General features: G+C 68.9%; 15 protein-coding genes. All 15 read right to left on the reverse strand.

Features of this window, described 5'->3' with window-relative positions; translation table 11 throughout:
* Positions 1-2 precede the first annotated feature (2 nt).
* Complete coding sequence (locus SPR02S_RS35000; RefSeq protein WP_019061683.1) at positions 3-4,034, reverse strand: phage tail protein; 4,032 nt, start codon at positions 4,032-4,034, stop codon at positions 3-5.
* Positions 4,035-4,349: 315 nt separating this feature from the next.
* A complete protein-coding gene (locus tag SPR02S_RS35010; RefSeq protein WP_019061685.1) occupies positions 4,350-4,886 on the reverse strand; it encodes a hypothetical protein in 537 nt (178 codons plus the stop codon).
* Between the two features lie 71 nt (positions 4,887-4,957).
* On the reverse strand, positions 4,958-5,338 hold the full coding sequence (locus tag SPR02S_RS35015; protein ID WP_019061686.1) for a hypothetical protein: 381 nt from the start codon (positions 5,336-5,338) through the stop codon (positions 4,958-4,960).
* Entirely contained in the window at positions 5,328-5,921 is a 594-nt protein-coding gene (locus SPR02S_RS35020; RefSeq protein ID WP_019061687.1) for a hypothetical protein, read from the reverse strand. Before SPR02S_RS35020 ends, SPR02S_RS35015 begins: the two co-directional genes overlap by 11 nt.
* A 12-nt stretch (positions 5,922-5,933) precedes the next feature.
* The gene (locus SPR02S_RS35025) at positions 5,934-6,743 is read right to left on the reverse strand and encodes a hypothetical protein (RefSeq protein ID WP_019061688.1); all 810 of its coding nucleotides are present in this window, start codon (positions 6,741-6,743) and stop codon (positions 5,934-5,936) included.
* Positions 6,744-6,746: 3 nt separating this feature from the next.
* Positions 6,747-7,454: a hypothetical protein gene (locus SPR02S_RS35030; protein WP_026151135.1), complete on the reverse strand. Its 708-nt coding sequence runs from the start codon at positions 7,452-7,454 to the stop codon at positions 6,747-6,749.
* Entirely contained in the window at positions 7,454-8,146 is a 693-nt protein-coding gene (locus SPR02S_RS35035; RefSeq protein ID WP_019061690.1) for a hypothetical protein, read from the reverse strand. Before SPR02S_RS35035 ends, SPR02S_RS35030 begins: the two co-directional genes overlap by 1 nt.
* A gap of 246 nt (positions 8,147-8,392) precedes the next feature.
* Positions 8,393-9,100, reverse strand: a complete 708-nt coding sequence (locus tag SPR02S_RS35040) for a hypothetical protein (protein ID WP_158697933.1) — start codon at positions 9,098-9,100, stop codon at positions 8,393-8,395.
* A gap of 302 nt (positions 9,101-9,402) precedes the next feature.
* Positions 9,403-10,779 carry a glycosyltransferase family 4 protein gene (locus SPR02S_RS35045; protein ID WP_158697934.1) on the reverse strand — a complete coding sequence of 459 codons (1,377 nt, stop codon included), beginning with the start codon at positions 10,777-10,779 and terminating at the stop codon, positions 9,403-9,405.
* A 19-nt stretch (positions 10,780-10,798) separates the two neighbouring features.
* Positions 10,799-11,266: a hypothetical protein gene (locus SPR02S_RS57010; RefSeq protein ID WP_019061693.1), complete on the reverse strand. Its 468-nt coding sequence runs from the start codon at positions 11,264-11,266 to the stop codon at positions 10,799-10,801.
* Positions 11,266-12,204 (reverse strand): hypothetical protein, encoded by a 939-nt coding sequence (locus tag SPR02S_RS35055; RefSeq protein ID WP_019061694.1) that lies wholly within the window; start codon positions 12,202-12,204, stop codon positions 11,266-11,268. Before SPR02S_RS35055 ends, SPR02S_RS57010 begins: the two co-directional genes overlap by 1 nt.
* 91 nt (positions 12,205-12,295) lie before the next feature.
* Entirely contained in the window at positions 12,296-12,766 is a 471-nt protein-coding gene (locus SPR02S_RS57015; RefSeq protein WP_019061695.1) for a hypothetical protein, read from the reverse strand.
* Positions 12,766-13,455, reverse strand: coding sequence for a hypothetical protein (locus SPR02S_RS35065; RefSeq protein WP_019061696.1), 690 nt, complete (start codon positions 13,453-13,455; stop codon positions 12,766-12,768). Before SPR02S_RS35065 ends, SPR02S_RS57015 begins: the two co-directional genes overlap by 1 nt.
* The gene (locus tag SPR02S_RS35070; RefSeq protein ID WP_019061697.1) at positions 13,455-14,006 is read right to left on the reverse strand and encodes a hypothetical protein; all 552 of its coding nucleotides are present in this window, start codon (positions 14,004-14,006) and stop codon (positions 13,455-13,457) included. The genes SPR02S_RS35065 and SPR02S_RS35070 overlap by 1 nt, the downstream gene beginning before the upstream one ends.
* A gap of 92 nt (positions 14,007-14,098) precedes the next feature.
* Positions 14,099-14,311: a hypothetical protein gene (locus SPR02S_RS35075; protein WP_019061698.1), complete on the reverse strand. Its 213-nt coding sequence runs from the start codon at positions 14,309-14,311 to the stop codon at positions 14,099-14,101.
* Between the last annotated feature and the right edge of the window lie 5 nt (positions 14,312-14,316).

Genomic DNA, 14,316 nt, shown 5'->3' on the forward strand with positions numbered 1-14,316 from the left:
TCTCAAGTCAGGTTCGCCACCGCGATGCGCCGCAGGATCACGCGGGCTGTCTGCTCCGGGTCGTTGGCCGCCTGCACGGTGATGTTGTTCGTGACCGACGCGCCGATCGCGGTACGCGCCGCGCTGAACGCGCTGCCGCTGGGCTGCCCGGAGCCGGGGAGGACGAGGCCGGCGCCGCTGAGGTCGCCGAGGGACGGCTGAACCACCGGCCCGGACACCGTGCTGGCGAGGCTGGAGAGCGGCTGGCTGACCGCGTCCGTGAGACGGCGGGCCGACGACCTTGCCGCCTTCGCCAGGTCGGCCAGGCGGCCAAGGAAACCGTCGTGCAGTCCCAGGCCGGTGAGGTCGCCGATCTTCCGGAACACGGTCGAGGGCGAGTGGATCCCGAGCGCGGCACGGATGCTCTTCTGCATGGCCTTGGCGATCGAGACCATGAGGTCTTCGATGTCCTTCTGCTGGCCCTTGAGGCCGGCGAGGAAGCCTTTGGATGCCTGCTTGCCCGCGTCGAACAGGTCGTCGGCCGCGCTCTTGCCGAGCGAGTTCGTCGCCGACACGAGCTGCTTCTGGAGGTCGTTGATCTCCTTCAAGCTGGCCGTCGACTGGTTCGACAGGAACTCGGCGAGCTGGGCGCCCTGCTGCGGGCCGAGCGCGATGATCTGCGACAGCAAGTCCTTACGCAGGCCGCGCTTGGACAGGTCGTTGATCTGCTTCGTGAAGTCCTTCACCTGGGAGACGGCCTGGTCCAGGCCCTCGGTGATGTTGAACAGGCTCACGCCGCCCTGCGTGAGGTTCTGGAGGCTGAACGACTGGAGCGCCGACGCCGCGGTGTCGGTGGCGAACTTCTGCGCGTCGGCGATCTGCTTCGCGATGGCGTCCCGCTGGTTCGCGAGCGACGTCAGCTTCTTGTTGCCGTCCGAGACCAGCTTCAGCAGCGAGTCGTCCAGCTTGGTGTTCTTACCCTTGAAGGCGGCGATGATGGACTGGCTGAGCTTCTGCGCGGTCGCCTTGATCTGGTCGACCGAGCCAGTCATACCGATGATGAAGCCCTCGCCGACGCCCTTACCGATCGCGATGAAAACCTTCGACGGCGAGTTGATCTTCAGGACGCTTTTCGCGGACTTGATCGCCGATCCGACGACTTCCTTCGCGGCCGAAGCGATGGACCCGGCCATCGCCTTGACGCCGTTGATCATGCCTTGGATGAGGTTGCGGCCCACGGACACGAGTGCCGACGCGGCCCCCGACAGCGCGCCTTTGATCTTCCCCGGCAGGCCGGAGAAGAACGAGGTGAGCTGCGAGCCGGCCGACCTGGCGGCGCCGAGCATGGCCGAGCCCGCCGAGCGCAGCACCGACGCCGCCCGGCCCGGCAGGGACGCGAGGACCGACACCGCGCGGCCCGGCAGCTGCGAGAAGAACGAGACGACGGCCGAGATCCCCGTCGACACCGCCGACTTGCCCGCGTTCCACGCCGACGTGAACAAGCGGACCAGCAGCGACCCGAGCGAGGCGAGCGCGTTCACGATCAGCCCCGGCACGCGGGTGAACAGCAGGATGACCAGGCCGATTTCGACGCCGATGGCCGTGCCCACGGCCTGAAGCGCCAGATGGAAGAGGTTGCTCAGCAGCCCTGGCAGCGCCTGCAACGCTGTCAGGATCATCCCCGGAAGACCCTGGAAGAACGTGACAACTGCGGTGAAAGCGGTCGATATCAGGGAGCCGAGTGCCGACAGGCCCGCCACGATCAGCGACGGCAGATTCGTGATGAACGTGACGACCGACGTCAACGCGGTCAACAGGCCGGTCAGGATGCCGACGACTGCCTGAATGATCGGCACGACGATGTTGATCGCCGTCCACGACACGAACGCCGCAGCGATCTGGAGCACCGGCGCCAGCAGGTTCGTGATCGTCACCAGCAGCGGGGCCAGGGCGGCGACGAGCTGCGCGACCGGCGGCAGGATCGGAACGATCGCCTGCAAGATCGCCGCGAACGCTTCGACGAGGGGCGGCAGGATCGGCAGCAGCGCGTTCGTGAGCGCGGTGATCAGCGGCACCAGGGCGACGACGACCTGAGCGATCACGTCCGCGACCTGCGTCAGGACCGGACCGAGGATCTGGAAGACCTGCGCGATCGCCTGCCCGATGCCAGTCGCGAGCGGCGTCAGGGCCGTGACGAGCTGAACGAAGGCGTCAGCCAGGGGCGGCAGGATCGGCATGAGCGCGCCGACGACAGCCTGAATGATCGGCTGGAAGGCCTGCGCCAGTGTCGACAGAACGGGGGCGAGCGCGGTCGCCAGGATCGACACGAGCTGCCCGGCGAGCGGCAGCAGCGGGGCGAGCGCGGTGATGACCTGCGCTATCGCCTGCCCGAGCGGGCCGAGGCTGGGGCCGATCGACTCGAAGGCGTCGGACAGGGCGGCAGCGACGGTCTGAAGGCTCGGCGCGATCGCCGCCAGGGCGGGGCCGAGCGCGTTGATCAGGCCGGTGATCGCCGGGCCGAGGGTCGCGAAGACCGGGCCGAGGGCGGGCGCGATCTGCCCGATCTGCGTCACCAGCGCCGACAGGATCGGCCCCAGCTGCTGGGCGATCGTCCCGATCGTCGCGAAGATGTTCCCGACCGCCGACTGGCCGGAGGCGGTCTTCAGGAATGCCGCGACCTGCCCGGTGATCGTCTGGATGTTCGCGAGGAACCCGGCGCCGACGTTGCCGGCCGCCGAGAACACGCTGGACAGGATCGAGCCGACGTTCTGCGCGATCCCGCCGAGCTGTTGGAAGACCGTGAGCGCGTTCTGGATCCACGTCAGCCCGCTGCCTGCCTTGGTGGCCCGTTCCAGGAACGCGGCGAGTTTGTTGGCGACGCCGTCGATCGCGCTACCCAGGCCGGTGAACCCAGGAAGGGTCGACCGGGTGAAGTTCGCGACGGCGGTCAGCAGCCGCTCGATGCTGTCGGACCTGATCCCGGCGATCTCGGTCTTCAGCCCGGCGAACACGCCCTGGACGAGCTTCACCGACGCCGACGACTTCGCGAACTCAAGCGCCGACGAGGCCAGTCGGCCGAACTCGGCCGAGACGGCGGTCATCCCCGTCTTCAGGGGCCCGCCGAGGGCGTTCGCCGCCGCCTCGATGTCGCCTTTCAGCGGCTTGAAGAACGCGCCCTGCACGCTCGCCTTCAGGGCGTCGAATGCGGGCTTCAGCGCCCGTACTTCCTTCGCCGCTGCCTGGGCCGCCGGGGACAGCCCCTTGAGGGCGGTCTCGAACTGCTTCGCGTTGCCGGTGAGCGCGGTCGAGAACGCCTTGCCTACACCGTCCAGGGCGAGCTTCAGCGTGCCCATCACGGCCTGGAGGCCGAGGAACGCGGCCGGGGCCGCCGCCACGATGCCCACCGCGGGGGCGAGCGCGCCGACCAGCGTCGCCACGCCCTGCGCGGCGCCCGCCACCGCGATACCGATCGCCCCGAACCGCAGCCCAGCCGCCAGGGTCCGGCCGATACCGCCCGCTATCCGGCTCAGCCCCGCGAGGGACCGCGTGAACCGGTTGGTGTCGACGTCCGCGTTGACGCGGACGTTGGGCGCGTTGTGCGCCCGTATGCGGGAGTCGAAGTCGTCGAGGTCGGGGACGACCCGGATCGACACCTCTTCGTCAGCGAGAGCGGCCCGCAGGCGGGCCATGAACACGCTGACGTCCGGCGCCACCGGGATGTTCAGCGAGTCGATCCCGTTCAGCCCGGCCAGGAGCCGGGCATCGAACCGGGACAGGTCCGGCGAGACCGGAATGTCGATGGAGTCCAGGTGCCGCAGCTGGCGCAGCAGCGAGGCGTCGAACCGGGTCAGGTCCGGCTCTACCCGGATCTGCACCGAGACGGCGCGGAGGCTGTCCTGAAGGTTCCGCCGGATCTGCCGCGCGATGCCGTTCGTGGCCCGGTTCAGGGCCGCCTGGATCCGCTGCCCAAGCTGCTGCGCGTCAGCGACAACCCCGGTGTCATCGAGGTCGATCGTTATGCGAGCTGAGCCGTAGTCCTCGTCCTCGCCGGCCACCGGGCAACCCCGCTTTCGCGTGTGGTTGCCCGGCCCTGAACCAGTCGGCTCCGGCCACCCCTTACGACCTGGGGTAACCGGCTTTCAAGACTATCTGCTAGCGGCCTCTCAGCCGCGCATCCTCACTGGCCATCGCAGCCATGAGGGCCTGGGCGTCGTTGACATTCATCGCGGCCGCTCTCGGCCGCTCAGACGCCCCCGTACGCGCCCGGTAGCCCTTCGGCGGCGCGTACAACTCAGCCCGCTTCCGGGCCCGTTCGCTGTCGTCTTTCGCCCCGGCCTCGATCTGCGCCTCGGCCGCGTTGAGCATCCGCTTCAGCGGCCACTCGTGCGGGTTGATGCCCTGGAGGGCGAGGGCCCCGTCCCAGGCCTCCCACCAGGCCGCGACCTGGGCGCAGAGCCTGAAGACGACCCAGTAGGGCGGTTCCCACCCCCGTACAGCTCCACCGTGAATTCGAGGATCTCGGCGACCGCCCGCGTCGGCAGGCGCACCGCGTCGCGGACGACGGCGCCCGGGTGCTTGGCGGCGAAGGCCTGCGCCTCGTCGCCGTCCTGGAACGACTCCAGGACCTCGCCGCCCTTGACGACGTCCAGGCGCAGGAACAGCTCGGACGTCTCGGGCAGCATCTGCCGGGCCAGGAATACCCGCACTGCCCGCATCGTCTTCCGCAGGGCCGCGGGGTCGGCGTCTTCGAGGTTCTCCAGGTCGACGCCCTTCGCCTTCTGCGCCTCGCTCAGTTCGGCGTACGCGTCGACGAACTGGTCCCCCATGACCTCGGGCTCGAACTCAAGCTCGTAGGGGCCGACCTCGACGACGTGGGGCTCGGTGTACAGCTGGATCGTCTTCCGCACGGGTCATGTCCTTGTCTCCCGCTCCATGCCCGGCCCAAAACCAGCGGCATCCATGAGAGTAGTCGCACAACTCAGCGGCCCAACCGCAGCGCCCGCGCCAGGAAGTTGTTGGGCCGCGTACCGGGGTGCCGTACGAGCCGGGTGAACACCACGTGCCCGTCAACCTCGAACCTGAGCACCCCATTACGCCTTCGCGGCCGGATGAGGTGCGGCCGGGTGCCGTTCAGGACGAACAGTGTGGCCGGGTGGTCGCAGGTGATGACGCCCTCCAGGCCGCGCGGGCCCTCCTGGATGTCCCAGCTGATGTACCGGCCCATCGAGCCAGGCGCCTCCGCCTCGGCGATCCGCGCGACCCGCGCCGTGCGTTCCCGTAGCTTCCGCTCCACCCGGCCACCACGCAGGCGTAGCAGCTGCGCGATCCGGCCGCGCTCGATCCGTACCTCAACACTCACAGTCCGCCTCCGGGCACTTGCAGCCGGGCAGCGCGATCGTGACACGCTGTTCGACGCCGACGCAGCCGCCTTGCGGGCCGAGGGTCTGCTGGCGGCCGAGGATGTACGGCCGTCCACGCCGCCGTCCTCGTCCCCCAGTGGCGGCGAGACAGCAAGTGATCGCGTTGAAGACGCCGACGGCATCGATGTGGGTCACGCGGGCAGCCGCCTCGAGTTCCTCGCACGACGGCGCGCATCCCTCTTCCGTAGGGCCGGGCGCGCACCGCAGCAGCGTGACGACGAGCTCGACCGCCGTCGACAACGGCGGGGTGCAACCTCGTACGTTCTGGGGGGTGTTGTCCTCGGCGGGGAAGTTCGTCGAGCCGTACATGCGGCTCAGGTTCACGGTGAGCTGACCGCCGACGTCGCCAGTGCACGGGTCGGCGCACTCGTCCCACGCGGGCAAACCGGGGACGAGGCAGCGTCGGCACGTCGGGCAGCCCGGGTAGTCCTCGATCTGTGTCGCGAGGTCGTCAAGGGTGGCGCACACGCATGCAAGGAGGTCGGAGGCGGCCTCGTGGATGGCGAGCGGCAGGAGCGGCACGGTGGTCCCTTCCTACGGCCAGATCTGGATGCGTGGGCGCTTGAAGTCGGGGCTGTAGACCCGGCTCGGGGAGGTCTGCCGGTAGGGGTTGACGGCGGTCAGCCACATGTCGACGGCGGGGATGCCGGTCCGCATCTCCGAGTAGATGACCGTCGGGTCGGCGAACTCCAGGTCGACGCCCTGCCGGGACAGACGGCTGAGGTTCTTGTTCGACGCGACCTTGCAGCCGCAGCCGCCCGAGCAGTCCTTGACGAGGTGGCAGACCAGGGCGCTGAACGCGGCGATTGCCGCCTCGTCGAGCGGCAGCCCGACCCGGTAGGTGACGCAGAAGGTGTTCGGGTCGCCGCACGGTGCGGCCATGTCCTGGCAGTCGGGCCAGCAGCCGCCGTCTGTACGGACAAGGAGGCCTGCGGAGTCGACTCGGTAGGCGTCCTGGGGCAGGGTCTCGCCGTCGACCTGGACGGCCAGGACGTCGTGCACCGGGGCCTCAAGGCGCACTTCGCACAGTTCGCCGCACGAGCAGTCGGACTTGCAGCTGCAGACGCTGGCGTTGCGCCAGGCCCCGTCGCGGCCGAGGTAGGGGATCCACGGGCCGGCCGTCTGCCAGCGCACGGTCAGCGGGTAAGCGTCCAGGCAGGCCCGGCGGCACGGCCGCACGGTGTAGGGGCATGACGGGCCCCAGCGTCGGCCGGACAGCGCCCACAGGATGAACGTCGCGACGGAGCGCTGCCTGTCGATGACCTCCTGGTCGACGCCCTCGGGGAGGTTGCAGCACACCGGGTCGAACGGCCACGGCTCGCACGGGCCGATACGCAGTGGCATGGGTCAGCGCCTCCCGTGCTTCTCGTACCGGCACGGGTCGGGGAACCGTTCGCGGATGAACCGGCCGACGGCTCCGTTGGTGAAGGAGTCCGGAGTCGTCGACAGGAACGGCGACGAGGCGTCGAACTGGGGGCCGCGGCGGGCAACCTTGACGTCCCGCATCGCAGTGCCGGTGACGCCGTTCAGGACCCCGTACACGGTGCGCTTGTGCACGTCGTGGCCCGGCGCGGCCTCCAGCGCCCGCAGCATGCCGTCCTTGTGCACGGGGAGCGGCACGTGCAGTTCGAACGACGTCGGATCCTCGTAGCCAAGGTCTGTAAGGAAGGCGTGCGTCTCCCGCATTGCGGCCACATAGGCGGATGAGCGGGTGCCGTACTGGGCGAACACCTCCCGGACGGGGCCGCGGTGGAGCACCGGGAACGGCGACGGCTGCGGGGCCATGACGAAGAAGTCGTCGTTCGCCCACAGGAAGGGGTCCGACACTTCCGGGTGCTCGCACGCGGCGCGTACCGCCGTGGTGGTGTTGGCATACGCGGGGAGCCCCCGCTGATGGGTGGCGATGTGGGCGGCGCCGGCCGCCCACCATGGCCGGTAGCCGACGATCCAGACATGCCGGTGCGGGAGGTTGGCCGCCCACGAGCGCAGCGCGTACCGCAGCTGCTCGTTGTTGGCGCCCTCCCTCACCGGCACGACCAGGTCCAAAGGCTCCATCACGCCGACATGGAGCCGCAGAGGACCGGCTGGTACTCGCACGACGGGTTGGGCGGCGGCGTGGTCGTGAGGAAGATACGGCGGTGGCAGTCAGCGCCCAGCGGGGTGAGCATCGGGCCCGGCGTGCCGGCTGCGTCGACCGGCATGACGTCGTACGGACCGACGCCCCACGAACCGCCTGCACGGGTCGAGCCGGTGATCTGAAGCGTCACCGCCTCCGAGCCGACCTCCAGATCGCCGAGGAGGCCGTTGCTGATCCACGGCAGCAGGAAGTAGAGCCACTGGCCCTGGGCGCCGTCGGCGCACTCCTCGCCGAGGACTTCCGCCCACAGTTCGAGGGCAAAGCCCGTCTTGCAGGCGACGCCGCAGGTGTCGACACCGATCGGGGTCCCGTCGTAGCCGAGGACGACAGGCTGACCGGTGAGCAGCTCCAGGATCTCCGGCGAGACGCTGAAGATGTTGAGCTCCATGTCGAAGCCCCGGAACGTCGGGCACCCCTTGCGGAAGCCGCAGACCTTCCCGTTGGCGGCCTTGTACTCGATGTCGTCGCCGTCGTCGACGTTGTTGTTCATCGCGATGCTGCTGAAGCACTCGGCGACGAACGCGTTGTCGTCACCGCAGACGGGGTTACCGCACTGGTCGACGCGCGTGATCCGAATGACGTCGGCGTTCGCGATCAGGGGACAGGACATGCCGCGACTCCTGGGTGTTGCAGGAGTCCGGCCCTCAACCAGCGACGCAGCACAGTCTAGCTGCGGCGCACGCAACTAGCGGGGCGCCAACAGCGTTCAGGGGAGGTGACGGGCCATCCCGGTGGCGCACCCAGACGGCCTCGCCAGAACCCATCAACGCCCACGGTCACGTCCGTCTTGGCGCAGGGCGACTCTAGGCCCAGGCGGGCGACGGAACAGCGGTCCGAGTTCAATGAGCTGCGTGCCTCACAGGAATCCGTCCCTGTATCCGTCCCTCTCGTCCTCCTGGTCCCGGTGCTGCTGCCGCCTGGAATCCCTACGGTTCCTTATGAAGTCGACCAGCGGCGCCCGGAATGCGAATACGGCCATCAACGCGGCTGCGACGCTACCCAATGTGATCAAGAACGTCTGCATCGAGTCGATCCTGTGCGACCACGAGTCGCTCACCGTGAGGTCAATCGTGATGGGCGGCGTCAGCGTGTCGAGCGCCCTATCGGAGTCCCCTTGGTACGTAGTGAGGACAAGCACAAGCTCATAGTCCCCAGGCTCGCTCGCCGATACGGTCCACTGCCAATTGACGGTGTCACCAGGCTCGGCGATGACCTGTTTCGTCTTGTTATCAGCAAGGAGCTCAACTTGCACGCTGCGATTGGTGGAGGAGAGCGCGGCTCCCTCGACACCGCCCACCTGGAATTGGCGGGTTTCCACACCTGGGGGAACCGGAGCCGTCGTGCGCGAGGCGGCCTCTGCCGTGAGACTGATCCGATAAGTCGCGGAGTCATCGACGACTGCCGTAAGACTGGTCCGGTAGCTGAGTGTTCCGTCGAAGAGCTGCTTCCGGTCATCCACCACCTTGGCCCGAAACACCGCCTGATCAGGACCTGGGTCGACTCCGGCAGCTCCGCAGGCGCCTCCCGGAGAGAGAACGAGGAACAGGAGGCCGAGTGCGAACAAGAGGGCTGCTGTACAGCCGCATCCGCCAACCCATTCCAACAAACGATCGCCGGCGCCGCGCGTAGCTCCGGAGTCCCCCACGGTCGCTCCCCCTCATGCCCGTAGACCGCTCTTCGCAGCGGGCCTCACGATCCGTGAGAGGGATTCTTCCCGCCGTGAGCGCCCTCTACAAGCCTCCACCCCTCACGAAACTGGACCCTGTGCACCGAGTTGGGAGAGACAGAAAACGGATGCTGGACCGTCACGCGGCGGCAACCTCGTTTCAGCAGGTCACGGCTCTTCTCCGATTGCCCTATTGCCTGTTAGGCCAGCGCTTGCACCGCTTCCACCCACTGCTTCAGCTCCGTGCTCATGCTGTCGGTGAGGAACGCGCTGCGGGCGAGCGCGGCGGCGGTCGCCTCGGCGCGGCGGTCGCCGTCGGGGTACAGCTCCTTGACGGCCGCCGCCCAGGAGCGGGCGTCGCTCCGGTCGATGAACGTCGCCCCGTCGTCAAGGGCCTCGCGCAGGCCCGGGGTCGGGTGCGCGATGACGGGGATGCCGGACGCGAGCGCCTCCACGGCCGCCATGCCGTACGACTCGTACACGCTGGGGACCAGCAGCACCCGCGTGTGCGCCCACACGTCGCCGCGCATGTCCGACGTCTGCGGGATCACCTGCGTGTTCGGCAGTACCAGCCCGGTGACCTGCCGACCGTGCGCGCCGGTCACGCCGAGGAACGGCAGCTTCGGCAGCGCGCGGGCGACCGCCCGCCACGTGTACACGCCCTTGTCCGAGCTGAGGTTGACCAGGGTGACCCGGTCCCCCGTGGCCGGCGCCCGGTGCTCGTCGGGGACGACGGGCGGATGCACGATGAGGGACGGCGTCCGGTCGACCTCCAGGTACCGGGTGGCGAGTGAGGCCCTCACCCACTCCGTGTTGTAGACGATCAGGTCAGGCCCGGCCTGCATCGACCGTGCCGAGTAGTCGTGGTCGGAGTGCATCAGCAGCACCGGCCGTGCTCCGATCTCGCGCGCCAGGCCGGTAGCGCGTGCCGCGTAGTCGTGGTGCGTCACCATCACCTGTGGACGCATCGACCGGAACAGCAAGTCGGCCGCGCGCGGCGCAAGGTGTATGTAGGGGACGCCGTCTACCTCCCACGATGGCGGCGCCTCGGGCATCGACGAGCAGACGACGAGGACGCCCATGCCCGCATTCTGGAGGGCGCGCATCATCGTGTGCAGCATCGTTTCTGAGCCTGCGCGCCGGTACGGCACCCCGTAGTGGATCCACGCCACCACCTTGGTCACCTGCCCGGCGAGCGGGTCGTCCGGCACGACGACTCGGGCCTGCGCCTGCCGGTGGGCGGGCAGCAGCCGGATACATGCCTCTTCGAACACGCCGAAATCCGCGTCGTAGTGCGGCAGTACGAGCTGCGGCACGCGTCGCAGGTTGGGCATGAGGCGTGCGGCTTGCCGGTCGTCGGCCACCGTCACAAGGACGTCGGGGCGGGCGGCCTGCTTGGCCCGCCACCAGTAGCCGAGCGGCCACACCTGCACACCGTCCACCTCGCGCGGGTTCTCCCGCTGGCGGACGGTGGTGACGAGATGCACCTCATGTCCGGCCGCCGCCATGGCGCTCAGGTACGCGGGCGGTTCATGCGTCGGCAGGAGTGCCAGGATGCGCATACCAGGCGCGCTCAAAGCTGCGTTCCCTCCATGGTCAGGCCACCCGCTGGTAGCGCAGCGTCGTACGCCCGTTGCCATCCGAGTTCACCGATGCGCTATCGGTGATGCCGCTCTGGGTGACCCGGGCGGCTTCCAGCCGGATCGTGCGGGCGCCCGGGATCGTGTACCGAACCTGAATGGGCGCTGTGCGGTTCCAGGTGAGGAGCGTTCCCGAAGTGCCGGCCCCGACGAGCAGCTGATGCGCGAGAGCCTCACTGTCGGGGATGACAGCCTTGGCGGTCACGTCGTACAGGCGGGCAACGATGTACGCCCCTTCCCCGGTGGTCATGGTGCCGAGGAATGCCCGAACGGTTGCGTCGAGTTGGTACGTGCCAGCGCTCGGCAGCGTGAGCACCAGGCCAGTGGCAACGAACGTTCCCGACGGTGCCGCGTTGAGGTCGACGTTCGCGGGGAGGACGGCGAAACCGTCCTCGACGATGCGGATACTGCTGGAGGTGGCCATCAGTCGGTGTCCGTGTAGATGTGCTCGGTCCAGTGGACGATGAAGTCCGCGCCCGCGGCGGTCCCCGTGAACAACAGGGCACCATCCAGGGCGAGGTCGGTGGTGTCGCCGTCCACGGCCCAGGTGAGGGTGACTCCGGCGGGCACGGTGACGTCGTCGCCGTAGGAGGTCGGGCCGCTGGTGCTCGTCGCTCCGGAGCCAACGGCTCGAACGCGTACAGCGCCGGCGAGGACGGTGAGGGTGACGGACTGGGGGTCGGCGCCGTAGTCGTCGAAGTCCACGGAGCTCTGGGTTCCGGTGTACCGCTGAATGCGCGGCCGTACCCGCTGAGTTGGAGTGGGCCGGGCGCCCGGGGCGGTCTGCACCGAGCATTCGACGATCTGAGCCGGGTCCGGGGCGGCCACGGTGGCGCCCGCGTCATTCACCCACCGCACGGACGAGGCACCCGAGCAGTCGACTTCCGTGATCCGGCGGAAGAACTGGTCGGCCACCACGGTGTCGACGGGCGTGAACGTCAGCGTCTCGCCGCTGTCGATGTCAACGGCCTTCAGGACGCCGTACTTGGTGCCGGTGGGGGGCAGAGCCCGCGAACGCAGGTGGTAGGCGCAGGAGTCCGAGACGGCGATGGTCCACCCGCCGGCGAAAGGATCCCAGGTGTTGAGGGTGGCGGCCAGGTCGGACAGGAACGGGACACCGCAGTTGTCCCAGCCGTCCGTGAACGGGTCGGCGATCACGTTGCGGCCGTTGATGATCCACGACGTGATGCGGACGTTCGGGCGCCCGCAGATCCCGGCGTCCGCGCCGTTGATCTGCGAGACGCCGCACGGGGTGGCCGCCGAGTTGTCGTAGGTGACGTACCGGTAGCCGGGGATCTTCCAGCACTCGTTGGCGAGGGTGGTCGGGCAGTCCAGGGAGACCGCGGCGTTGGTTCCGCTCACGTGTACAGCTCCCTGGTGCTCGTGTCGTCCGCCTGGACGTCGTACAAGATCTCGCTGGTTCCGGACATGAAGCCTCCAAGGGGGTGGGGGGTTACGCGACGCGCGCGTACCGCAGGGTGGTGCGCTGGAGGGTGTCCGAACCGATCCCGGCCACCTCGGTGGTGCCCGCGATGTCGACCCGGGCGGCTTCCAGCCGGACTGTCCTCGGCGATGTGGGCTTGTACTCCACGCTGATCGCGGCGGAGCCGTTCCACTGCAAGGCCGTCGCGGCACCCGGCGCGTACTCGGCGATCTGTACGACGATGGCCTCGCTGTCGGGAAGCAAGGCGCCCGCGGTGACGTCCCACAGTCGGGCGAGGACGACCGCGTTCTCACCGGCGGACATGTTGCCGAGGTTGCCCCGGACGACCGCGTCCAGGTGGTAGGTGCCAGCCGTGGGCAGCGCGAGGGACAGCCCAAGGTCGACCCATGCCCCAGAGGCGGCCGACCCGAGGTCAACGCCTGCCGGTAGTACGGCGAAGCCATGACCGCCGGTGTCGACACTGGCGGCGGTACCGGTCATCAGTCGCTCACCTTTTGCCAGAAGATCCCCTGCTGGGGGATGCCGCCGGTCAGGTAGTGCTGGAGATTGGCGTTGGCCAGCGTTCCCCCGTCGCCGGTGCCCCGCAGCCCTCGGATCTCGTACGTCGTCGGCGCTGTGATGGTGACGAACCCTTCGCACACCGCGTTTCCGCCGATGCTCTTGAGGCCGGTTTCCGGGTTCACCGTGCCGGGTTCGTCGTGGAGGAGCACCCACCGCGGGCTGCCGGGGACAAACGCATTCGTCGCGGTGTTGAACCACAGAGCCGACATGGACGCGATGTGCCGGCCGTTGAAATTCCACGTGGCGAGGCCGAACACGTGGGCGGTGAGCCGGTAGACGCCCGGCTCGGGGAGCAGCACCTGACTGAACGGCATCACCACCTGCTGGCCCTGAGCCGACGTGCGCAGGTCCGCCTGACCGCCGTTACGGGACCCGAACACCGGCGTTAGCCGGGCCCCCACCGTCCAGTTCTCCGGACACGCCCCGGCGGCCGGGGGTGTCACGTCCACGTCTACCGAGCGCTCGGTCGACACAGCGCCACCTGGGGCGATGCCCGTGACCTCTGTACGCGGCACGAGCAGGCCACTCGCGGTTTCCTTCAGGGCGTTGCACGCCGCCGAATCCAGCTTCGGGTCGATGCGGTACGTACGACCGCAGGCTCCGGCCATCAGTCGCTCACCTTTTTGAAGCGGAAGTTCGTGGCCCAGACGACTTTCTGTGAGGTGGTTCCGGCGTCGGTACGCCATGACCCGTCAACGCGGATCGTTGTCGGGCCGGCCACCTGGTACAGCGCCGCCGCCGAGGCGTTGGCCTGGATTCCGGTCGTGCCCGTGGCGGTCTGATCGGTGAACAGGATGATTCGCCGTGCAGTCAGCGGGACCTGGGCGCCGGCGGTGACGTCGAAGACTCGGGCGTCGATGATCGCGTTGCTGACACCGGCCGCCCACCCGATGGACCCCTGAACGTCGGCGACCACCTCGTAGATGCCGGCCTCCGGCAGCACCAGCTGCGCCCCGGTGACGGGAACCCACGTGTTGGCGGCAGCAGCGTCAAGGGACACAACCCCCGAGGTCTGCCCGGATACGGGCGTGAGGCGGGCGCCGACCGTCCACGTCTCCGGGCAGGCCCCCGCCGCGGGGGCCGTCACGTCTACGTCGACTGACCGCGCAGTGCCGACTGCTGTTCCGGGGGCGATGCCGGCCAGTTCGGTGCGCGGCACCAGCAGTCCTGACGCCGTCTGTTCGAGGGCGTTACAGGGCGCCGGATCCAGACGCGGGACGACGCGAGTTGATCCGCAGCAGCTACCGGCCATCAGTCACCGACCGGGGCCGGGGGGAAAGGCGAGGTAGAGGCGTCCGGCAGGCTCGCGAGATAGGCGGCCTCGTCGACCTCCACATAGCCGAGCTCGAAGTACGGCGCCGGGTCCCTCAGGTTGTAGACGACCTGCACGCCCTCGCCGTCCTTCATGAAGTAGCGCGGGCCACCCGCCGGGCGCGGCGTGGTCTCGGGGGTCTCGTCGCTCATCAGCG

It is taken from the genome of Streptomyces prunicolor NBRC 13075 (assembly GCF_000367365.1).
In the GTDB taxonomy this organism is placed as follows: domain Bacteria; phylum Actinomycetota; class Actinomycetes; order Streptomycetales; family Streptomycetaceae; genus Streptomyces; species Streptomyces prunicolor.